Annotated in this window: 21 protein-coding genes; 13 read left to right on the top strand and 8 right to left on the bottom strand. The window is 64.2% G+C overall.

Annotated elements, in window-relative coordinates:
- The first annotated feature begins 21 nt into the window (after positions 1-21).
- Both NKI06_RS22860 and NKI06_RS22855 read left to right on the top strand, forming a co-directional pair.
- Positions 22-1,401, top strand: coding sequence for an aspartate aminotransferase family protein (locus NKI06_RS22860; protein WP_352987273.1), 1,380 nt, complete (start codon positions 22-24; stop codon positions 1,399-1,401).
- An 8-nt stretch (positions 1,402-1,409) separates the two neighbouring features.
- The gene (locus NKI06_RS22855; protein ID WP_352987271.1) at positions 1,410-2,513 is read left to right on the top strand and encodes an alcohol dehydrogenase family protein; all 1,104 of its coding nucleotides are present in this window, start codon (positions 1,410-1,412) and stop codon (positions 2,511-2,513) included.
- Positions 2,514-2,533: 20 nt separating this feature from the next.
- Here NKI06_RS22855 and NKI06_RS22850 read toward each other — a convergent pair whose 3' ends face one another.
- Positions 2,534-2,698 carry a hypothetical protein gene (locus tag NKI06_RS22850; RefSeq protein ID WP_245260037.1) on the bottom strand — a complete coding sequence of 55 codons (165 nt, stop codon included), beginning with the start codon at positions 2,696-2,698 and terminating at the stop codon, positions 2,534-2,536.
- Positions 2,699-2,877: 179 nt separating this feature from the next.
- On the opposite strand from NKI06_RS22850, the gene NKI06_RS22845 reads away from it, so the two are divergent.
- From NKI06_RS22845 to NKI06_RS22820, 6 genes are read left to right on the top strand one after another with little or no spacing between them, the layout of a single operon-like run.
- Positions 2,878-3,549: an amino acid ABC transporter permease gene (locus NKI06_RS22845; protein ID WP_023827980.1), complete on the top strand. Its 672-nt coding sequence runs from the start codon at positions 2,878-2,880 to the stop codon at positions 3,547-3,549.
- Positions 3,549-4,220: an amino acid ABC transporter permease gene (locus tag NKI06_RS22840; RefSeq protein ID WP_023667866.1), complete on the top strand. Its 672-nt coding sequence runs from the start codon at positions 3,549-3,551 to the stop codon at positions 4,218-4,220. The genes NKI06_RS22845 and NKI06_RS22840 overlap by 1 nt, the downstream gene beginning before the upstream one ends.
- A gap of 1 nt (position 4,221) precedes the next feature.
- Positions 4,222-4,956, top strand: a complete 735-nt coding sequence (locus NKI06_RS22835; RefSeq protein ID WP_023710015.1) for an amino acid ABC transporter ATP-binding protein — start codon at positions 4,222-4,224, stop codon at positions 4,954-4,956.
- Between the two features lie 2 nt (positions 4,957-4,958).
- The gene (locus tag NKI06_RS22830; RefSeq protein ID WP_352987270.1) at positions 4,959-5,879 is read left to right on the top strand and encodes an isoaspartyl peptidase/L-asparaginase; all 921 of its coding nucleotides are present in this window, start codon (positions 4,959-4,961) and stop codon (positions 5,877-5,879) included.
- Positions 5,880-5,896: 17 nt separating this feature from the next.
- Complete coding sequence (locus NKI06_RS22825) at positions 5,897-6,688, top strand: transporter substrate-binding domain-containing protein (RefSeq protein WP_023726283.1); 792 nt, start codon at positions 5,897-5,899, stop codon at positions 6,686-6,688.
- Positions 6,682-7,704 (top strand): LacI family DNA-binding transcriptional regulator, encoded by a 1,023-nt coding sequence (locus NKI06_RS22820; RefSeq protein WP_023732245.1) that lies wholly within the window; start codon positions 6,682-6,684, stop codon positions 7,702-7,704. Before NKI06_RS22825 ends, NKI06_RS22820 begins: the two co-directional genes overlap by 7 nt.
- 80 nt (positions 7,705-7,784) lie before the next feature.
- On the opposite strand, the gene NKI06_RS22815 is transcribed toward NKI06_RS22820, so the two are convergent.
- From NKI06_RS22815 to NKI06_RS22790, 6 genes are read right to left on the bottom strand one after another with little or no spacing between them, the layout of a single operon-like run.
- Entirely contained in the window at positions 7,785-9,044 is a 1,260-nt protein-coding gene (locus NKI06_RS22815) for an ABC transporter substrate-binding protein (protein WP_023692246.1), read from the bottom strand.
- A gap of 36 nt (positions 9,045-9,080) precedes the next feature.
- The gene (locus NKI06_RS22810; protein ID WP_023667860.1) at positions 9,081-9,509 is read right to left on the bottom strand and encodes a hypothetical protein; all 429 of its coding nucleotides are present in this window, start codon (positions 9,507-9,509) and stop codon (positions 9,081-9,083) included.
- Positions 9,506-10,561, bottom strand: a complete 1,056-nt coding sequence (locus tag NKI06_RS22805; protein ID WP_352987266.1) for an aldo/keto reductase — start codon at positions 10,559-10,561, stop codon at positions 9,506-9,508. The genes NKI06_RS22810 and NKI06_RS22805 overlap by 4 nt, the downstream gene beginning before the upstream one ends.
- Complete coding sequence (locus tag NKI06_RS22800) at positions 10,558-10,911, bottom strand: TIGR04076 family protein (RefSeq protein ID WP_023732249.1); 354 nt, start codon at positions 10,909-10,911, stop codon at positions 10,558-10,560. Before NKI06_RS22800 ends, NKI06_RS22805 begins: the two co-directional genes overlap by 4 nt.
- Positions 10,912-11,400, bottom strand: a complete 489-nt coding sequence (locus NKI06_RS22795; RefSeq protein WP_023667857.1) for a DUF3830 family protein — start codon at positions 11,398-11,400, stop codon at positions 10,912-10,914. It lies immediately after the preceding gene.
- 1 nt (position 11,401) lies between these two features.
- Positions 11,402-12,124, bottom strand: a complete 723-nt coding sequence (locus NKI06_RS22790) for a GntR family transcriptional regulator (RefSeq protein WP_023667856.1) — start codon at positions 12,122-12,124, stop codon at positions 11,402-11,404.
- 124 nt (positions 12,125-12,248) lie between these two features.
- Between NKI06_RS22790 and NKI06_RS22785 the strand changes: the two genes are divergently transcribed.
- Genes NKI06_RS22785 through NKI06_RS22765 form a run of 5 tightly spaced genes read left to right on the top strand, consistent with a single transcriptional unit; the run spans position 12,249 to position 16,972 of the window.
- A complete protein-coding gene (locus NKI06_RS22785; RefSeq protein WP_023735676.1) occupies positions 12,249-13,049 on the top strand; it encodes an ABC transporter ATP-binding protein in 801 nt (266 codons plus the stop codon).
- The gene (locus NKI06_RS22780) at positions 13,046-13,795 is read left to right on the top strand and encodes a branched-chain amino acid ABC transporter ATP-binding protein (RefSeq protein ID WP_352987263.1); all 750 of its coding nucleotides are present in this window, start codon (positions 13,046-13,048) and stop codon (positions 13,793-13,795) included. The genes NKI06_RS22785 and NKI06_RS22780 overlap by 4 nt, the downstream gene beginning before the upstream one ends.
- Positions 13,792-14,700, top strand: a complete 909-nt coding sequence (locus NKI06_RS22775) for a branched-chain amino acid ABC transporter permease (protein WP_352987261.1) — start codon at positions 13,792-13,794, stop codon at positions 14,698-14,700. Before NKI06_RS22780 ends, NKI06_RS22775 begins: the two co-directional genes overlap by 4 nt.
- Positions 14,697-15,680 carry a branched-chain amino acid ABC transporter permease gene (locus NKI06_RS22770; RefSeq protein ID WP_352738683.1) on the top strand — a complete coding sequence of 328 codons (984 nt, stop codon included), beginning with the start codon at positions 14,697-14,699 and terminating at the stop codon, positions 15,678-15,680. The genes NKI06_RS22775 and NKI06_RS22770 overlap by 4 nt, the downstream gene beginning before the upstream one ends.
- A complete protein-coding gene (locus NKI06_RS22765) occupies positions 15,677-16,972 on the top strand; it encodes an NAD(P)/FAD-dependent oxidoreductase (protein WP_352987259.1) in 1,296 nt (431 codons plus the stop codon). Before NKI06_RS22770 ends, NKI06_RS22765 begins: the two co-directional genes overlap by 4 nt.
- Positions 16,973-17,101: 129 nt before the next feature.
- Here NKI06_RS22765 and NKI06_RS22760 read toward each other — a convergent pair.
- Positions 17,102-19,852 (bottom strand): nitrate reductase (locus NKI06_RS22760; RefSeq protein WP_352987257.1); only part of this gene is annotated, 2,751 nt, incomplete at its 5' end.

Raw genomic sequence — 19,852 nt, 5'->3', positions numbered from 1 at the left:
CATCTCTCAAGGAGTCAAAAAATGCTCGACCAGTCCAACGAACTCAACGCCTGGGATCGCGACCATTTCTTCCATCCTTCGACCCATATGGGCACGCATGCGCGGGGCGAGAGCCCGACCCGCATCATGGCCGGCGGTGAAGGCGTCACCGTCTGGGACAACAATGGCAAGAAGAGTATCGATGCCTTTGCCGGGCTCTATTGCGTCAATGTCGGCTATGGCCGCCAGAAGATCGCTGACGCCATCGCCACCCAGGCGAAGAACCTCGCCTACTACCACGCCTATGTCGGCCACGGCACCGAGGCGTCGATCACGCTGGCCAAGATGATCATCGACCGCGCGCCGAAGGGCATGTCGAGGGTCTATTTCGGCCTCTCCGGTTCCGACGCTAACGAAACCAACATCAAGCTGATCTGGTACTACAACAATGTGCTGGGCCGGCCGGAGAAGAAGAAGATCATCTCGCGCTGGCGCGGCTATCACGGCTCGGGCGTGATGACGGGATCACTGACCGGGCTCGACCTGTTCCACAATGCCTTCGACCTGCCGCGCGCACCGGTCCTGCACACCGAGGCGCCCTATTACTTCCGCCGCGCCGACCGCTCGATGAGCGAGGAGCAGTTCTCGCAGCATTGCGCCGACAAGCTTGAGGAGATGATCCTGGCTGAAGGTCCCGAAACCGTCGCCGCTTTCATCGGCGAGCCGATTCTCGGCACTGGCGGCATCGTGCCGCCGCCGGCCGGCTACTGGGAGAAAATCCAGGCGGTGCTGAAGAAATATGACGTGCTGCTGGTCGCCGACGAGGTGGTGACGGGCTTTGGCCGTCTGGGCACCATGTTCGGCTCCGACCATTACGGCATCAAGCCGGACCTGATCACCATCGCCAAGGGCCTGACCTCGGCCTATGCACCGCTGTCGGGCGTCATCGTTGCCGACAAGATGTGGCAGGTGCTGGTGCAGGGCTCCGACAAGCTTGGCTCGCTCGGCCATGGCTGGACCTATGCGGCGCACCCGATCTGCGTCGCCGCCGGCGTCGCCAATCTCGAACTGATCGACGAGATGGACCTGGTGCCAACTGCCCACGAGACCGGCGCCTATTTCCGCGCCGAACTCGCCAAGGCTGTCGGCGGCCACAGACACGTCGGCGACGTGCGCGGCGATGGCATGCTGGCGGCGGTCGAATTTGTCGCCGACAAGGACGACCGGGTGTTCTTCGACGCCTCGCTCAAGATCGGGCCGCAACTGGCGACAGCACTTGCCGCCAGCGGTGTCATCGGCCGCGCCATGCCGCAGGGCGACATCCTTGGCTTCGCGCCGCCGCTCTGCCTGACGCGTGAGGAAGCCGACATCGTCGTTTCGAAAACCGCCGATGCCGTCAACAGCGTGTTTTCCAATCTCTGAGATCGACCATGAATGCCATGACCAAGACCCTCCCCGCCACCATGGCCGCCGTGCTGCTCACCGGGCATGGCGGACCGGAAAAGATCGTCTATCGCACCGATGTGAAAGTGCCTGTGCCTGCCGCCGGCGAAGTGCTGGTCAAGGTCAGCGCCTGCGGTATGAACAACACCGATGTCTGGGTGCGCCAGGGCGCATACGGAACCGAGGAGGACGCTGCCGCCGTGTCGACATGGCGGCGGCAAGGCAACACGCTTACCTTCCCGCGTATCCAGGGCACCGACACAGTCGGCACCATCGCTGCTGTCGGCAAAGGCGTCTCGCCCGATCGCATCGGCGAGCGGGTGATGGTCGATTTTTCGATCTACAACCGCGACGACGATTCCCTCGCCGACATCGACTATATGGGCCACGGCCGCGATGGCGGGTACGCCGAATACCAGACGGTGCCGGGCGAGAATGCGCATGTCGTCGATACTAAGATGAGCGATGTCGAACTCGCCACCTTCTGCTGCGCCTACCTCACCGGCGAGCAGATGCTGGAACGCGCCGGGCTGAAAGCCGGCGAGCGCGTGCTGGTCACGGGCGCCTCAGGCGGCGTCGGTTCCGGCATCGTGCAGCTGGCGCGGGCGCGCGGCGCCATTCCCTACGCCGTCGTCGGCAAGGGCAAGGAGCAGGCGGTGCGCGACATCGGCGCCGAAGCGGTTATTACCCGTGGGGTTGCCGATCTTCCCGCCGCCGTGAATGAAGCCACTGGCGGCCAGCCGATCGATGTGGTCGCCGATCTCGTCGGCGGCGCGATCTTCAACGAGCTCTTGCGCATCCTGAGGCCCGAAGGCCGCTACACCACCGCCGGCGCGATTGCCGGTCCGGTTGTGCAGCTCGATCTCCGGACCATGTATCTCAAGCAGCTGCAACTGCATGGCTCAAGCCAGGGGACGCGCGCCGACTTCCGCCGCATCGTTGGATACATCGAAGCGAAGAAAATCCGGCCGCTGGTCGGCGGTGTCTACAAACTGTCCGATTTCCACAAGGCGCAGGCCGACTTCATCGCCAAGGATTTCGTCGGCAAGCTGGTGGTTGTGCCGGACGCCATGTGGAACATCCGCGCATAACGGCTCCCAACGCTCCTACGTCAGAGCGCGTCGTAAACGGCATCAATCAATACCTTGCGGCGTGGATCGACGTCGTCGAAACCCAGCATGCGGTTGGTGACGTAGCCGAATCCGACACCGGCGCCGGGATCGGCAAAACCGAGGGCGCCGCCCCAGCCGCCATCGCAGCGACGCGCGGCTGGCATAGGCGGCGTCGTCGAGTTGAAAGCCGGCGGCGAATTGTCGGCGCTTGAGACATAGCGCGCATGAGGGCGAACCGGAATCACCGCAACGAATGCAAGCCACAGGCCGGCAACCAGACCCTGCATCTTGACAGACGAGGCGAAAGCCAAAAGAGTGAAACCGGTTTCACTGGGGACCGCCGGTGCATTTCGATCTGTCCATTCTGCTCCCGCATCTGGGTTTTCTGGCGCGCGGCGCCGAACTTACGGCGGCGGCTTGCGCGCTGTCGCTGGTGGGAAGCGTCGTCATGGGCGCGTTGGTGGCGATCGCACGCACCTCCGCCTCGGCACTGCTTCGACGGATCGCCTTCGTCTATGTCGATCTCTTCCGCAATGTGCCGTTCATCGTCCAGCTGTTCTTCTTCTATTACGGCCTGCCCGAGCTCGGCATTTACATCGATGCCTTCACCACCGGCGTCGTGGCGCTTTCCATTGCCGGCGGCGCCTATGCCTCCGACATCATTCGCGCCGGCATCCTCGCCATAGACCAGGGCATCATCGACGCCGCTGAAGTGAGCGGCCTGTCCAGGCGCAAGATCTTCACCCGCATCGTGCTGCCGATTGCGCTGCGCACCTCCGTGCGACCGCTCGGATCCGTGCTCATCAACATGATCCTGACATCCTCGATCCTTTCGACCATCACGCTCAACGAGCTCACCGGCTCAGCCCAGATCGTCGTCTCGCAGACCTATCGGCCCTTCGAGGTCTATGTGGTGCTGCTTTGCGCCTACGCGGCCCTGACCTATCTGGTCTCGCTGGGCGTCACCCTGCTCCACCGCCATCTCAATCGGGACATGATGGAGGCGGTCGACTGATGCGGTTCAGCGACTTCACCTCCTACGACCTGATCCTGCTGGCGCAAGGTCTCGGCACCAACATCGCGCTGTTTCTCGTCACCTCTCTGATCGGACTGCTGATTGGCCTGAGCTGGGCGTTGGTGCGGTTCTACCGTGTGCCGGTTCTGGCCCAGGTCGTCACCTTCCTGTCGGAGCTGTTGAAGAACTCGCCGGTGTTGGTGCAGCTGTTCCTGGTGTTCTTCGGCCTGCCGGCGCTGTTGCATATAAGGGTGACGCCGGTCACCGCAGCGACCATCACTCTGTCGGCGAACACCGCGGCATTCGTCTATGTCATCGCGGTCTCGGCGATCGAGTCGATCGAACGCGAGCAGGTCGAGGCCGCGCGTGTCTTCGGCCTGACCCGGTGGCAGGTCCTGCGCCATATCGTTTCGCCCCAGGCTGCCGCCTTCGCGGTCGGCCCGCTCGTCGCGCTGCTGGTCAACCAGCTTCAGGTGACGTCGCTGATTTCTGTCATCGGCGTCGTCGACCTGACCAAGATCGGCCACATCCTCAACATGCGAACCTTGAAGCCGTTCGTGGTCTGGACCGTCGTCGGGCTGCTCTACTATGGCGCGGCAAAGCTGGTCGCCCTGCTTGGCGAGCGTCTTGAAAACCGCCTGCGGGCGCACAGCGCCTGGCGGGGGCTTTAACATGCTCAAGATCGAAAACGTGCACAAAGCGTTCGGCGAGGTCACTGTGCTGGACGGCGTCGACCTGACGATCGCGCCCGGCGAAGTGGTCTCGATCCTCGGGTCGTCGGGGTCCGGCAAGTCGACACTGATCCGTTGCATCAACGGCCTCGAAAAGCTGAAGTCGGGCCGCATCACGGTCGACGATTTCGATGTCAGCAAGCCGAAGGAGCTGGCCGAGGCGCGCAAGCGCTCAGGCACCGTCTTCCAGCTGTTCAACCTCTATCCGCATATGAGCGCGCTTCAGAACATTACGCTCGCCCCGATCGAGGTGCTGAAGATGCCGCGCCCTGAGGCCGAGGCGCTGGCGCGCAAGCTGCTCGAGTCCGTCGGCCTCGCCGATCGGGCCAACGCCTACCCGGCGCAGTTGTCGGGCGGGCAGCGCCAGCGTGTCGGCATCTGCCGGGCGCTCGCCATGCAGCCGCGCTATCTGCTGCTTGATGAAGTGACCAGTGCGCTCGACCCGGAAATGACTTCCGAGGTGCTGGCCATCCTGGCAAAGCTCGCCGCGCAAGGCACGACCATGCTGTTCGTCACCCACGAGATCGAATTCGCGCGCGAGATTTCCAACCGCATCGTCTTCCTCGACAAGGGCAGGCTGGTGGTCGATCTGCCGACGGATCGTTTCTTCGCCGCGGACGGCGGCCGGGCGCAGCCGCGGGTTGCGCAGTTTCTCTCCAGGATGCGCAAGGACTAGGAATGCTGCTGTTAGCCAACAACGAAGCATGGCCGGGATTCGAAACCTCGGTGCAAATGCTGCGCGATGGCGCCGTCAGCCTGGACGCGATGGTTGCCGGCATCGGCATGGTGGAGAAAGAGGTCAAGGTTCGCAGCGTCGGTTATGGCGGCTGGCCGAACATGCTGGGCGAGATGGAGTTCGACGCCGGCGTCATGGACGGCAATACAAGAGAGGTCGGTTCAGTCGGCGCCGTGCCAAGGACCTTGGCGGTCGCTGCCCTGGCGCAGCAGGTAATGAAGCGCCTGCCGCATGTGATGCTGACCGGCGAAGGGGCGCGGCGCTTTGCCAGCGAAATCGGTTTTGCCGAAGACGAAGTCTTGTTCGAGGACAGCAAGCGCGTCTGGTGGGAGCGGCTGCAACAGGAACTCACACCGCAACAGCTGGCGAAATTCCCCGATATCGATCTGGCGCCGCTCAGCCGTACTATCACCGATCCCGAGCGCGTCCGCGACACCACCGTCTTCCTGTCGGCGGATGCGCGGCGCGGCATCCATGCCGCGACTTCGACCTCGGGCTGGGCCTGGAAATATCCGGGCCGGCTCGGCGATTCTCCCATTCCCGGCGCAGGTTTTTACGCCGACAGCCGCTATGGTGCGGCGGCGTGCACCCATACCGGCGAGATGACGATGCGCTGCACGACCGCGCGGACCGTCGTGCTGGCCATGAAGCTTGGCCGATCCTTGTCGGATGCGGTCGCGCTGGCGGCCGAGGAACTGGCTGAACTCGACACCGGCTTCCTGGCCGGAGTGGTCATCCACGCCGTCGACGCCGAGCAGAACCACGAGGTGGTGAATTTCAGATGCGAGGGCGAGGTCCGCTACTGGCTCTGGAAGGATTCCATGTCCGCACCCGAATTGCGGGCGGCAAGACGCGTCACTTGAAAATAAGGAGAGGAACCATGAAAACCGTACTGCGTGCCTTCGCCGCGCTGGCCATCGTGGCCGGTTCGGCATTTCCGGCCCTTGCCGGCATGATTGACGACATCCGCTCACGCGGCACCATTCGCATCGGCGTATCGCTCGGCGGCGAGCCGATCGGCTTTCGCGATGCACAAAACAACCCTGTCGGCTACGATGTCGATGTCGCGACGCTGCTGGCGCAAAAGCTCGGGGTGCCGGTCGAGTTCGTCGACGTCTCGGGCGATGCCCGTATTTCCATGCTGGTGTCGGGACAGATCGATGTCGCGGTCGCAAACACCTCGGCAACGCTCGAGCGGGCCAAGACCGTCAACTTCACCATCCCCTACAACCGGGCCGGGCTGCGCGTCATCGTCCAGAAGGATGCCGGGATAACCGACCTCAAGGGGCTCGCCGGCAAGAAGGTTGTCGTCGGCCGCGGCACCACGGGCGAAACCTTCCTCAAGGCAGCCGTGCCGGACGCAGAGCTCGTTTATGTCGACCAGTTCGCGCCCGACGGGGTTCTGCAGCTGCAACAGAAGCGCGTCGATGCGGCGATCGAGGATTCCTCGCTGCTCGATTACCTCGCAACCAAGACACCGAGCCTGGTGACGCTGCCTGGCCTCTATTCCAACGATCCGATCGGCATCGCGGTCGCCAAGGGCGATCCCGAATTCGTCCGCTGGCTCGACATGTTCGTGTCCGACTTCATCCAGTCGGGTACCTATGAGACGACCTACAAGAAGTGGTGGGGGCCGGACTCCAACCCGCCGGCGCTCAACCCGCTGTGGTGACACCCACTACCGGTAACCGATCGGCGCACACTCGAGGCGCCGTCGCAACGATCGCCGATGTCGCGCGGCTGGCAGGCGTGTCGCGTGCCGCGGCCAGCCGTGCGCTGTCGAGCGGACCGCGACCGGTCTCGGCGGACAAACGCGAACGTGTCGTGCAGGCCGCCGCGCAGCTCGGCTACAAACCCAATCTCCTGGCGCAAAGCCTGACCACCAAGACCGTCAATCTGGTTGCCGTCGTGGTCAACCACATTCACGACCTTTCAGATCTCGACCTGTTCGACCGGCTGCTCGACGCAATCCAGTCGATCGGCAAGCAGGTCATCCTCATCCGCATCGGCTCGGCGGAAGGGGTCGAGGATTTTCTGCGCAACGGCGTTGCCTATCATGTCGATGCCGCCGTGGTGTTCTCCGACTTTGCCGATGCAGCGACGGTGCGGCGCATGTTTCGCTCGGACCTGGTCATCATGCTGAACGGACTGCATGACGATCTGTCACCCACCGTCATTCCCGATGAAGGCGTCGGCATCGCCGAGGCCGTGGCGGATGCGGCGGCCAAGCGCGCGCGCACGGCCAGCCTGCTGACCGGCCGTTCGTCCTCGCGGGTCGAACAGCTGCGCATCGGCCACTACCTCGAAGCGTTCCGGCATCATGGAATTGAACTGCTGCAGACGGTCCAGGGAGACTATTCCTACGAGTCGGGCTATGCGGCAGCCGCCGGCCTGACGGGACGCGGCTGTCCCGATGCGGTCTTTTGTACGTCCGACGCGATGGCCATGGGTGTTCTGGATGTCTGCCGGGCGGATTTCCCCGACAACCGGCCCAGCCGCTTCCGCCTCTATGGCTTCGACAATGTGTCCCTGACCAATTTCGACGCCTACCCGATATCGTCAATCGGCTACGACAAATCAGACTATGTGGGTCATATCGTCGGCGCCCTCTCCAATCCGCAGGTCTTCATGCCCGGCCAGCCGCCTGTCGTTATATTGACCCGGCTGATTTCGCGCTTGACCGCGTAACTAGCGCCGATGTTGGACTGCTTGTCCGGCGTCGATCTCCCAGAGATCGAACGGAGATCGCGCCGGACAATGTACCGGCGCTACTGCAATTTCGCCTGCAGCGCGTTGACGTCGTCGGTTGTCATTTCACCGTCGGTCGTCACCTTGCCGTCGACGATCTTCCACAGCCGGAACGGACCGGTGATGTCGCCATATTTGTCGAAGCTGACCGGACCGATGACGCCTTCATAGCGGATCGGCTTGCCGTCCTTGATCAGGCCGAGCGCCTTGGCGAACTCGTCCTTGCCGGCATAGATCGGTGTGCCGGCAGGATCCACCGCCTTGTACATGGCATCCTTGATCTTGGCTGGATCCTCGGAGCCGGCAATGGCAATGGCGAGGCCGACAATGGCGCCGGCATCATAGGAACGGTCGGCTGCCGGGTTCGACGGCTCGATACCCGAAAACTCCTTGTAGTTTTTCAGGAAGTAGTCGGTGGAGGCCGTCGGGCTGGTGCCGGAAGAGGTGCCATAGGCATCCTTGAGATAGTCGGCGCCGACGGATTCGATGAAGTCCGGGCTGTTCATGCCGTCATTGAGCAGGAATTTCTGCACGCCGCCCTGCGATATCCAGGTGCGGGCGACCGTTGCGCCGTCGACCGGCGTGCTGACGAGGTAGAGCCCGTCCGGCTCGCCTCCCATCGCCGCCGTCACTTCCGAAGCATAGCTCGACTGCTTTTCATTATAGGGCGTGTCGGAGACGATGGTGCCGCCGAGCGCTTTGTAGGCACGCGAGAATTCGGCCACCATGTTGACGCCGAAGTCGTTGTTGACATGGATGATCGACAGTTTCTTGAAGCCCTTGTCGATGGCGTATTTGGCGGCGGCCACGCCTTGCAGCGCATCCGACGTGATGGTGCGGAAGAAGATGCCGTTGGTCTTGCCGTCGCGGCCAAGGGCGGTCAGCGTCGGCGAGGACGAAGCCGGCGACACCTGCACGATCTTGGCCGGCCCGGTGACCGAGGTCAAAATCGGGATCGACACCGAGGAGATGATGCCGCCGATGATCACCGGCACCTTCTTGACCTGTACCAGCTGGGTCGCGGCATCGACCGCGATATTGCCCTGGCTCTGGCTGTCGCGCGTGTCGGTTGCGAGATCGCAGCCGCGTACGCCACCGGCTTCATTGATGTCGCGGAAGGCCATTTCGACGGACTTCGCGCCGGCCTGGCCGTATTCGCCGGCCGGACCGGTGAGCTCCATGACCAGGCCGACGGTGATCTTGCAGTCCGCTGCGTGTGCGGCGCCGGCCATCGTCACGAGAGCCAGTGCTGTGGTGATTTGAAGTATCGTCTTCTTCATTGCCGTTCCCCTTTTCTTGTTTGAACTTTTGCCTGTTCAGCCTTCCGGCGCCTGCAGCCAGGTCTCATGCAGATGCCGCCATTCGACGCCGTTTGGTGCCGATGAACTGGTGGTGAAGACCGCACTGGACTGCCGGCGACTGTGTTTGCCGGCGCGCAGTTGCGCCTCGATGTAGAAGATGACGATCGTGTCCGCGTCCTGCCAACCCGGCCTGATGTCCTCGATCGATATGGCAAAACCGTCGTCGCAAGTGGCGCGGCTTGTCCGGACATGATCTACGACCGCGTCGCGATCGAGGATCTGGCCATTCGGCGCCACCATGGTGAGGCCTTCGCCCATGACAGCCTCGAAGCGGCCGAACTCCACAGCGTCGGCTCGCGCGGCGACAAACCAGTCGACGAAGAAGCGATGCAGGTCGATGATTTCAGCGCTGGCACGCGAAAAAAGGGAAGGCTCTCCGCTCATTTCTTCCCCGCATTGAGGTTGTAATGCATGATCGAGCCGTGGCGGCCATGACGGTCGCGCTCCAGCGCGTAGACATCGCCCGCGAGGCCGGTGCCTTGTGCGATGGCGGCAGCAATCCGCGCGCGATCGTCGGCGTCGAGCGCGACGTCCATGATTTTCGTATTGGCCAGCGCATGTGCCTGGTTGCGCGCACCCACAATGACGGCCGCGACCTGCGGCTGCTCGAGCACCCATGCCGAGGCGATGGTGGCGATGTCGACGCCGTGGCGATCGCCGACCGCTTTCAGCGCCTTGAGCAGGGACTGGAACAGCTCCCAGCCGCCGAAGTCGTCGATGATCAGCTTGTATTTGACCAGCGAGCGGTTTTCGAGCGGCGTGGAGGGCTCGGCCACGCCAAGCCATTTGTCGCTGAGGAAGCCGCCCGCCACCGAGCCGTAGCAGAGGAAGCGGACACCGTTCTTAGCGGCAAGGCCCGCAAGGCTGTTTGCCGGCCGCTGGTCGAGCACTGAATATTGCAGTTGCTGGCTGACCAGCGGGATGCCCGCGGAGAGGATTTCGGCTAACCTCGGCGTATCGAAATTGGTGGTGCCGAGATTGCGCACCTTGCCTTCCAGCCGAAGCTCGTCGAGCCAACCCATCGCCTCGACGTAACGAGGCTGGTCATAATCCCACCAGTGAAACTGCACGAGATCGATCCGCTCCGTCTTCAGCCTGCGAAGCGACTGATCGACGATGCCCCTGATGTAGTCGCGGCTGATGCTTGCCAGTCGTTCGAGGTCCGGCACCAGCTTGGTGTGCACCTTCATCCTGGCCGCGACGTCGAGACCGCGATCGCGCGCCAGCCGCAGGCGCGCGGCGCCGATCAGTTCCTCGACGCCGGTGTAGATGTCGGCGCAATCATAGGTCCAGATGCCGGCATCGAAAGTGGCGATCAGGTCGGTCACCGCCTGGCTGCGGTCGACGGCGCCATGGCCACCGGCGAGCTGCCAGCCGCCGCGGATGACGCGCGAGATCGTATAGCCGGGGCTGAGTTCGATCGTCCTGGCGCTCATCTTTTGTCGGTCTCCTTCGGCAGCGGCACCGCTGTGGTTTCGGCATGGCTGAACCGCCGCTTGGCAAGCCTGACGATGCGGAGCCGGCTGGCGCAATTGGGATCGGGACAGGCGATCTCGGCATCCGAGGTCATCCAGTCATTTGCATGCGTCGGGCGCTGCTTTGCCGCCAGGAGCGGCAACACGGCCGAGATCGAATAGATCGAAAAACCCTGCCCTGCCGGCAGCGAGAGCATTTCGCCCTTCAGTTCGAAATAGTCGCCGGCCCTGGCGCCGCAATAGACCGGCTTGCCTTCGGGAATGACCGCTTCGACGCGCAGATCGAAGAGCTCGAAACTGTCGTCGGCCATTCAGGCCTCCACCAGGCTGAAGGTGATGTCACAGGCGCCGTTGCGGCGGATAACGCCGCAGGCGGCGGCAAACTGATCGCGCTCTCCGGCAAGCACTTGCGCGACCACGCTGCCGGCCAGCCAGCCGATCGGGAACAGCAGCCGCGCCCCCTGCCCGTAGTACAGGCCGATATCGAAGATGGCATTGGGATTGCCGCCCCACACGCGTGGCGGCACATAGGACAGCACGATATCGCCGGGCTGCGGCGTCAGCGTTGCATTCTCCGGTGGCAAAGACTGGGCATAGGCCTGGCCGTGGAGATCGGCTGACGGAACCGGGCACGAGATTTCCGGTCCTGTCCACATCGCATGGATGCCTGGGATGATGCGTGGCTGCGCCAGATACGCCAGCAGGAAGGCGGCATTCTCCGGCGCCTTTTCGGGCAATAGCAGCGCCGTCACGGAAAGCTTCGAGCGTGGTTCTGTGATGCCGATGGCGGGCTTGGGCATGTCAGTCCTTCGCCGATTGAAGTTTGTCGCGCAGGAAGGCGAAGGGGCGGCTGATGTCGGCTACCAGCGCCTCGCGCGCCGCTTGCGCATCCTGTTTGGCAAGTGCCGCGACAATGCCGCGGTGATAGTGCGCGGTATCGACCTCGCCGGCCTCGGAGAAGGCATAGATGGCGACGCGGATGCAGGGTCCCGATTGAAGCCAGAGGCTTTCGATCATCGGGATCAGCACAGCCGAGCCGCAGCAGCGGTAGATCTCAAAATGGAAGCTCTGGTTGAGCGTCGCTTCGCGATCGATATCCTTCTTGTGCTTCAGGGCCCGCATCTCGTCCCATTCGCCCAGCATGGCTTCGATCGACGCGATCTGGCGCGGGCTCATGCGCCTGGCGGCAAGCGCGATCGCTTCGCCTTCGATGAGTGAGCGGGCACGCAGGAGGTCGTCGATGCGCTCCAGCGTGATCGGCGGCACGCGCACGGAACGGTTGGGCAGCGCCTCCAGTGCCTTTTCCGTGATCAGCCGGCCGAGCGCTTCGCGTACCGGCATGGTCGAGGTGACCAGCGCATCGGCAAGACCACGGATGGTCAGCACCTGGTTCGGCTCGAAAAGGCCACCGATCAGAGCACGGCGCAACTCGGAATAGACGCGATCCTGCACCGTCTCGCGGCCGACCGGCGTAAGCTGGGCTGCGATCGTCTCGTTGTTCTTTTCGATGGCAGCCTTCTGCATTACCGGCATTTGCCCCGTTTTCGGCTTGCGAATGAAATTAAAGCCGAATAGCGTGATCAAAGCAAGTGTGATCACAAATCAAAAATCAGGAGGCGACAACGATCGTCTTCGGCCAGAGGGTTTGATGAGCGATGCAGCGGAGCGCCAACGGCAGGAGACCCGTGCGCCAGTTCTGACGGCACGAAACGTCGTCAGGCGTTTTGGCGGCCTTGTCGCCGTCAACGATGTCTCGTTTGATGTCAAAGCGGGCGAAATCCTCGGCCTGATCGGGCCGAATGGCGCCGGCAAGACGACGATGTTCGATCTGTTGGCGGGCAGCATATTGCCAACCAGCGGCGATATCCTGCTCAATGGCACGCGCGTCTCCGGCGAAGCCGCTCATCTGCGTATCGGCCGTGGTCTTGGCCGCACCTTCCAGATCCCGCGCCCCCTGCCCAATCTGACGCTGATCGAAAACATCATGCTGGCGGCGCAGGGCCAAGCCGGCGAAAAATTGCTCGCCAACTTCGTCACGCCGTGGCGAGTGGCGGCACAGGAAAGAGCAGCCAGGGCAAAGGCACTCGAGCTGCTCGAGCTCGTCTCGCTCGCTCGGCTGGCGCACGAACCGGCGCGCGTGCTTTCCGGCGGTCAACGCAAGCTGCTCGAACTCGCCCGCGTCATGATGGCCGATCCGGCGATCATCCTGCTCGACGAACCGGCCGCCGGCGTCAACGCGACGCTGCTCGAGATCATCATCGACCGCATCCGCGACATCAACGCGCACGGCATCACCTTTCTGCTGATCGAGCACAATATCGACATGGTGACGCGGCTCTGCCACCGTGTCCTCGTCATGGCGAGCGGCCAGTTGCTCAGCGAAGGCACGGCAGAGGAAGTCGCCCGCGACCCGCGCGTCATCGAGGCTTATCTCGGGGGCGCCACATGAACGAGACCGTCCTCGACGTGCGCAACCTCGAAGCCGGCTATGAGCTTGGCGTGCCGATCGTGCGCGGCGCCTCGATCACCGTCGGCAAGGGCGAGATCGTCGTCGTGCTCGGCCCCAACGGCGCCGGCAAGTCGAGCTTCATCAAGGCGATCGCCGGCCTTGTCCCGATCACCGGCGGCGCGGTGTTCCTGGACGGCAAGGACATAACCGCCGCGCCCGCCCACACCATGGTCCGGCTCGGCCTGGCCTTCGTACCGCAGACGGAGAACATCTTCCCGCTGATGTCGGTCGAGGACAATCTGAAAGTCGCCTGCGGCATCCTCGAGCGACGCGAAATCCCTGCCCGCATCGAGGAAATGTACACGGCCTTCCCCGACCTCGTCCGCCAGCGCCGCACCGCCGCCGGCAATCTGTCGGGCGGACAGCGGCAGATGCTCGCCGTCGCACGTGCGCTGATCGTCCATCCCAAGGTGCTGCTGCTCGACGAACCGTCGGCCGGCCTGTCGCCGAAATTCGTATCGACGGTGTTCGAGATGCTGGCCGGCATCCGCAGGTCCGGCGTCACCATCCTGCTGGTCGAACAGAACGCCAAGGCAGCGCTTGCCATCGGCGACCGCGCCTATGTGCTGGTCGAAGGCAAGGACCGGCACGAGGGCGTTGCTTCCGAACTGTGGAACGATCCTGTCGTCGCCGAACTCTATCTCGGCCAACGCCCGTCCCCCGTCGGCAAGGGAGGCGCGGCATGAGCCTGCAATTTGTCGTCGATGGGCTGCTGACCGGCTCGATGATCGGCCTTGGCGCCATCGGCGTGACGCTGACCTACTCGATCCTGCGCTTCTCGAACTTCGCCCATGGCGACTTCATGGCCTGGGGCACCTATGCGACGCTCGCCGTCGTCAGCGCCATCGGCGCGATCTTCGGCAAGGTGGCGCCCATTGGACCGCTGTCTTTCGGCTGGCCGCTGCTGGTTGCGCTGCTTGTCGGCATGACTCTCACCGCCCTGCTGGCGCTGTTGCTCGACAAGGTGCTGTTTTCGCGGCTGCGCTCGCAGGGGCAAGCGATCATCGTGGTGATGGCGAGCTTCGGCGCCTCGATGGCGCTGCGCAGCCTGCTCGAATTCACCTTCAGCTCACGGCCGACCTATTTCAGCCGCGCGATCCAGATCGCCATGCCGGTCGGCTTCGGCATCCGCATCACGCCCGATCAGATCGCGCTTCTGCTGCTGACCGCCGTGCTGGTGCTCGGCGTGCATCTGTTGATGACACGCACGCAGACCGGCCGCTCCATGCAGGCGCTGAGCCAGAATGCAGCGCTGGCCCGCATCGTCGGTATCGACGTTGCCTCCGTTGTGCGTGTCACCTGGATCATCGGCGGGGCGCTGGCCTGCGTGGCCGGCGTGATGATCGGCATTCTGGTGCAGATCCGCCCGTTCATGGGCTTCGACATGCTGCTGCCGATGTTTGCAGCAGCCATCCTCGGCGGCATCGGCAGCATTCCGGGCGCTGTGCTCGGCGGCTTGATCATCGGTCTTGCCGAAGCCGGTGCGGTGCAGCTGATCGGCGCCGAATGGCGCGCCGCAATCTCCTTCATCATCCTGATGGCGGTGCTGTTCGTTCGGCCGATCGGCCTGTTTGGTGTGAGGGAACGCTGATGGACCTGCTCGGCTACGGCGCCTTCTTCCTGACCACCGCACTGATCTTTTCGCTGGTCACACTGGGGCTCAATCTGCAGTGGGGGCTGACTGGCCTTTTCAATGTCGGCCTTGCCGGATTCGTCGCCATCGGCGCCTATACATCGGCGCTGCTGACGACCCCGGACGATGCCGCGCGCTTCGGCGGCTTCGGTCTGCCGATCCTGGTTGGCTGGGCGGGCGCCATGGTCGTCGGCGGTATCGCCGCAGCACTTACCGGCATGGCCACGCTGCGTCTGCGATCCGACTACCTGGCGATCACCACCTTCGGCGTCGCCGTCGTCGTGCAGCTGGTCGCGCTCAACGCGCAGAAACTCACCGGCGGCCCGTTCGGCATCGGTTTCATCCCGCGCCCGTTCGGCGGCCTTGCCGAAACGCCGCTGCTGTTCAACCTGTCGAACCTCGCCGTCGTTTCGGCTGTGACGCTGATCGCCTATCTCGCTCTGGAGCACCTGTCGCGCAGCCCCTGGGGCCGCGTGCTCAAGGCGCTGCGCGAGGACGAGCGAGCGGCGATTTCGCTGGGCAAGAGCGCGCGCTTCTACCGCGTCCAGGCCTTCGCCGTCGGCGGCGCTATCATGGCGCTGGCCGGCGCTTTGCAGGCGCATTTCACCGGCTTCATCGCGCCCGATAACTATCTGCCGATCCTGACCTTCCAGGTCTGGGTGATGCTGATCGTCGGCGGCTCGGGCAGCAATGCCGGCGCCGTTGCCGGCAGCATCCTGGTCTGGGCGATATGGGCGGGGTCGGGCACGCTGACCAGCGTGCTGTTTGCGCCCGAGCAGCAGGCACGCGCGGCCTCACTGCAGATCGTCGCCATCGGCGTCATGCTGTGCGTCATCCTGCTGATCCGGCCGAACGGATTGTTCGGCGATCGGCCGCGCCGGCCGAAGCCCGGCAAACAGACAAAGGCGGCGGCCAGCGAGAACGAGGCCGGACCATGAATGCCATGATCCGGCAAGACGTGCATGGCGTTTCACTCTGGCATGCCGTTAGCCGCAACCGCCGCGACCGGGGCACGCTGCAAGGCGGGCTCGACGTCGATCTCGCGATCGTTGGCGGCGGCTTTTCCGGCCTGTCGACGGCATTGCATGCCTCTGAGAAAGGGCTTTCGGTCGCGGTCCTCGAAGCCGAATTCATCGCTTGGGGTGCGACCGGCCGGAATGCCGGCTTCGTCGTTCCGAACTTCGCCAAGCGGGATCCAGACGACATCATCACCGAACTCGGACCCGAGCGCGGCGGGCGCCTGGTTGACTTCGCCGCCGGCAGCGCTGATCTCGTCTTCGGCCTGATCAAGAGGCACGGCATCGAATGCGACGCTGTGCAGAATGGTTGGATCCAGCCGGCGCATTCGTCCGCCGCGCTGGAAAAGACGCGATCGCGCGCCGAGCAATGGGCGGCGCGGGGCAGGCCGACCGTAACGCTCGATGCCAAGGCGGTCACGACGCTCACCGGTATCGGCGGCTACGCCGGCGGTTGGATGGATAACTCGGGCGGCGTCCTCAATCCGGTCGAGTATGCGCGCGGCCTGGCCGATGCCGCCGAAAAAGCCGGCGCGCGGATCTTCGAGCAGACGCGCGTCGCTTCCATCGACCGCGCTGCGGATGGCTGGACCTTGACGACCGCATCCGGCGCCGTGCGTGCGGGCAAGGTGGTGATCGCCACCAACGCCTATGGCGGGGCACTGAACCGGACACTGGCGCGGACCTATATCCCGCTGAAAGTCTTCCAGATCGCCACTGCGCCGCTGTCGCGGGCCATACGCGCGCGCCTGCTGCCCGGCGGCCAGGGCGTCGGCGACACCAGGCGCAACCTGTTCACGTGCCGCTTCGATGGCCAGAACCGGCTGATCAGCGGCGGCATGCATGTCGTCGGCGCCGGCGCTGAGACGCGCATGCCGCAAACGATCTGGCGACGGCTCGCCAGGCATCTCGATTTGCCTGACCTGCCGCCGCTTGCCTACAGCTGGACAGGCGTGGCGGCGGTGGTGCCGGATTTCCTGCCGCGCCTCATCGACCTCGGCCCGGGCCTGATCGCCGGCTTCGCCTGCAACGGCCGCGGCATCGCCATGACCACGGTAATGGGCAAAGTGCTGGCGGACTGGGCGAGCGGAACGGACGCCCGATATCTGCCGCTCCCCTTCGCACCGCCAGCGCCGATCCCGCTGCACCACCTCGTGCGCTATGCACCGAATATGCTGCTCCCCTGGAGCATCCTGCGCGACCGGCTGGATTAACAGCCAAGCCAGGTGATCCTCCTGCCGGCGCGCTCACAGCGACCCGAAAAGGACCGCCACACCTTCCGCAATCGATGACCGTGGCGGCCCAGGAGGATATCTTCAGATCCCCTCGCCAGCCAGCCGCATCTACTCCGCAGCCTGAACCCGATTGGCCTGGATGACCGCCCGGATCTCGGACCGGCAGGAGCCGCAATTTGTGCCGGCCTTCAGGGCGCCGCCTATGGCTTCGACTGTCGTGCACCCGGCTGCCACTGCCGCCGCGATCTGGTTGACCCCGACGCTGAAACAGGAGCAGACGGTCGCGCCCGCATCGGGCCGATCGGCGCCGGCGCGACCGGCGACGATCCTGAAGCGTTCGCGCTGGCTGGTGTGAACCTCCTGGAGTTGCTGTGCCGCCCAACCCCGCGAAACCGCCACCGGTCCCGACGCGATAAACAAAGCCCCGGCGAGGTGCTGGTCGTCGAAGGCAGCAATACGATGCTGGCCGGTATCGCGGTCGTGATAGGCGAGCGTATCGGCTACGGGAACATCGAAAAGCGAACCAGCAAAACCAGCCCAGTCGATGTCGTCGTCAGCAAAGGCAAGCTCCACCCGCCAGCCGCCCTTGCATGTGGCCACGGCCCAGTAATCTGCTGCGACCGCCACCGGCTTGCGGCGCACCACGGCGAAGCCGAAGGCTCTCGCGGCGAACTTCTCGATGCGGGCGCCGACATGTTTCAGCGCAGGCTGACCGGAAACCGGATCGGTCAGAGGCGCGGTCAGCGTGTCGAGCCGGCCTTTTGCCGAAAACTGGTCAGTCCAGTGCATCGGCGCAAACACGCTGCCCTGGCGCTGGCGTGCCGTCACCAGCGCGCGCACCAGCACATCGCCGCGCGGGCTGGAGACGCGCACGATGTCGGCGTCGCCAATGCCGTGATGCGTGGCATCCGCCGGGTGGATCTCGACGAAGGGCTCGGCCATGTGCTGGGAGAGACGTGGGCTTTTCCCAGTGCGGGTCATCGTGTGCCAATGGTCGCGAACACGGCCGGTGTTGAGGATCAGCGGATAGTCCGGGCTGGTGCGTGTCTCGACGATGGGACGAATGGCGATGAAGCGGGCCTTGCGGTCGGGATTGTAGAAATTGCCGTTGGCGAAGAAGCGGGTGCTGGAACGGTCAAGTCCCGCTTGAACACCCCCCTCTGTCCTGCCGGACATCTCCCCCGCGAGGGGGGAGATTGGCAGCTTTGACGCCGGCATATCTTCTGCATCGTTGGTAATTGGCGAAGGCCGATGCGACGGCTGATCTCCCCCCTTGCGGGGGCGATGGCCGGCAGGCCAGAGGGGGGTGGCTGGGCTCGGCGCCGGCCATTGGAAAGGCTCAAGCGCTGCATAGGCCTCCTTATCAACACCAGCATAAGCGCCAATATCAAAATCCCGTGCGCCGTCATTCTCGAACCCGGACAGCGCGGCGTGTCCGGCGAAGATTTCCGCTGGCGACGAATAGGAAAACGCCTCGTCAAACCCCATCCGCCGCGCCACTTCCGAAACGATCCACCAATCCGGCAGCGCCTCACCGGGTGCCGGCAGGAAGGCGCGCTGGCGCGAGATGCGGCGCTCTGAATTGGTCACGGTGCCGTCCTTCTCGCCCCATGCGGCGGCAGGCAGCCGCACATGGGCGTGGCGCACGGTGTCCGTGCTCGCCAGCACGTCCGACACCACGACGAACGGGCAAGCCTTGATCGCTGCCTCGACGGCATCGGCGTCCGGCATCGAATCGACCGGGTTGGTGGCCATGATCCACAATGCCTTGATGCGGCCGGCGGCGATCGCCTGAAACATCTCGACCGCCTTCAGACCGGGCTTTGGGGCGACGGCCGGCGCATTCCAGAAACGCTGCACGCGGTCGCGGTGCTCGGGGTTTTCGATCTCCATATGGGCGGCCAGCATATTGGCCATGCCGCCGACCTCGCGGCCGCCCATGGCGTTGGGCTGGCCGGTCACTGAAAACGGTCCTGCCCCAGGTTTGCCGATGCGGCCGGTGGCGAGATGGCAGTTGATGATGGCGTTGACCTTGTCGGTGCCCGAAGACGACTGGTTGACGCCTTGGCTGTAGACGGTGACGGTCTTCGCTGTGGCGGCAAACAGGCTGTAGAAGCGGGCAAGCTCCTCTTCGCTCAAGCCGGTGGCGGCGGCAGCGCCGGCAAGATCGAGTTTCGAGGCGGCGAAGAGCGCTTGCCCGAAGCCAGTCGTGTGGGCGGTGATGTAGGCGCGGTCGAGCGCGTTGTGCTGGCCAAGCCAGGCGAGCAGACCAGTGAACAGAGCAACGTCGCCATCCGGCGCGATCGCCAGGTGCATATCGGCGATATCAGCAGTCATGGTGCGGCGTGGGTCGACCAGCACGACCTTCATCTCCGGTCGTTTTTCCCGGGCCGTCGCGATGCGCTGGAAGAGCACGGGATGGCACCAGGCGAGATTGGAGCCGACCAGCACGATCAGGTCGGCGAGCTCGAGATCCTCGTAAGTGCCGGGCACGGTGTCGGAGCCGAAGGCGCGGCGGTGGCCGGCAACCGATGAGGCCATGCATAGCCGCGAATTGGTGTCGATGTTGGCCGAGCCGATGAAGCCCTTCATCAGCTTGTTGGCGACATAGTAGTCTTCGGTCAGCAACTGGCCGGAGACATAGAAGGCGACGGAGTCCGGACCGTGCTCGGCGATGGTTTGCGAAAAGGTCGAAGCGACGAGATCGAGCGCTTCGTCCCAGCCGGCACGGCGGCCGTGGATTTCCGGGTAAAGCAGCCTGCCATCGAGGTCGATGGTTTCGCCCAGGGCCGAGCCCTTGGAGCAGAGCCGGCCGAAATTCGCTGGATGGTCGGGGGCGCCGCGGACGCTGACTTCACC

It is taken from the genome of Mesorhizobium sp. M0772, from assembly GCF_040320135.1.
Classification (GTDB): domain Bacteria; phylum Pseudomonadota; class Alphaproteobacteria; order Rhizobiales; family Rhizobiaceae; genus Mesorhizobium.
Note: the sequence above shows the minus strand (reverse complement) of the source record. Positions and strands in the feature narration are given on the sequence as shown.

Bases quoted from the DNA above. Each gene is read 5' to 3' on its own strand.
- NKI06_RS22800 (WP_023732249.1), bottom strand. From the start codon at position 10,911: ATGGCCGACGACAGTTTCGAGCTCTTCGATCTGCGCGTCGAAGCGGTC.
- NKI06_RS22840 (WP_023667866.1), top strand. From the start codon at position 3,549: ATGCGGTTCAGCGACTTCACCTCCTACGACCTGATCCTGCTGGCGCAA.
- NKI06_RS22805 (WP_352987266.1), bottom strand. From the start codon at position 10,561: ATGAGCGCCAGGACGATCGAACTCAGCCCCGGCTATACGATCTCGCGC.
- NKI06_RS22860 (WP_352987273.1), top strand. From the start codon at position 22: ATGCTCGACCAGTCCAACGAACTCAACGCCTGGGATCGCGACCATTTC.
- NKI06_RS22780 (WP_352987263.1), top strand. From the start codon at position 13,046: ATGAACGAGACCGTCCTCGACGTGCGCAACCTCGAAGCCGGCTATGAG.
- NKI06_RS22835 (WP_023710015.1), top strand. From the start codon at position 4,222: ATGCTCAAGATCGAAAACGTGCACAAAGCGTTCGGCGAGGTCACTGTG.
- NKI06_RS22825 (WP_023726283.1), top strand. From the start codon at position 5,897: ATGAAAACCGTACTGCGTGCCTTCGCCGCGCTGGCCATCGTGGCCGGT.
- NKI06_RS22795 (WP_023667857.1), bottom strand. From the start codon at position 11,400: ATGCCCAAGCCCGCCATCGGCATCACAGAACCACGCTCGAAGCTTTCC.
- NKI06_RS22790 (WP_023667856.1), bottom strand. From the start codon at position 12,124: ATGCAGAAGGCTGCCATCGAAAAGAACAACGAGACGATCGCAGCCCAG.
- NKI06_RS22855 (WP_352987271.1), top strand. From the start codon at position 1,410: ATGAATGCCATGACCAAGACCCTCCCCGCCACCATGGCCGCCGTGCTG.
- NKI06_RS22785 (WP_023735676.1), top strand. From the start codon at position 12,249: ATGAGCGATGCAGCGGAGCGCCAACGGCAGGAGACCCGTGCGCCAGTT.
- NKI06_RS22830 (WP_352987270.1), top strand. From the start codon at position 4,959: ATGCTGCTGTTAGCCAACAACGAAGCATGGCCGGGATTCGAAACCTCG.
- NKI06_RS22775 (WP_352987261.1), top strand. From the start codon at position 13,792: ATGAGCCTGCAATTTGTCGTCGATGGGCTGCTGACCGGCTCGATGATC.
- NKI06_RS22815 (WP_023692246.1), bottom strand. From the start codon at position 9,044: ATGAAGAAGACGATACTTCAAATCACCACAGCACTGGCTCTCGTGACG.
- NKI06_RS22765 (WP_352987259.1), top strand. From the start codon at position 15,677: ATGAATGCCATGATCCGGCAAGACGTGCATGGCGTTTCACTCTGGCAT.
- NKI06_RS22810 (WP_023667860.1), bottom strand. From the start codon at position 9,509: ATGAGCGGAGAGCCTTCCCTTTTTTCGCGTGCCAGCGCTGAAATCATC.
- NKI06_RS22850 (WP_245260037.1), bottom strand. From the start codon at position 2,698: ATGCCAGCCGCGCGTCGCTGCGATGGCGGCTGGGGCGGCGCCCTCGGT.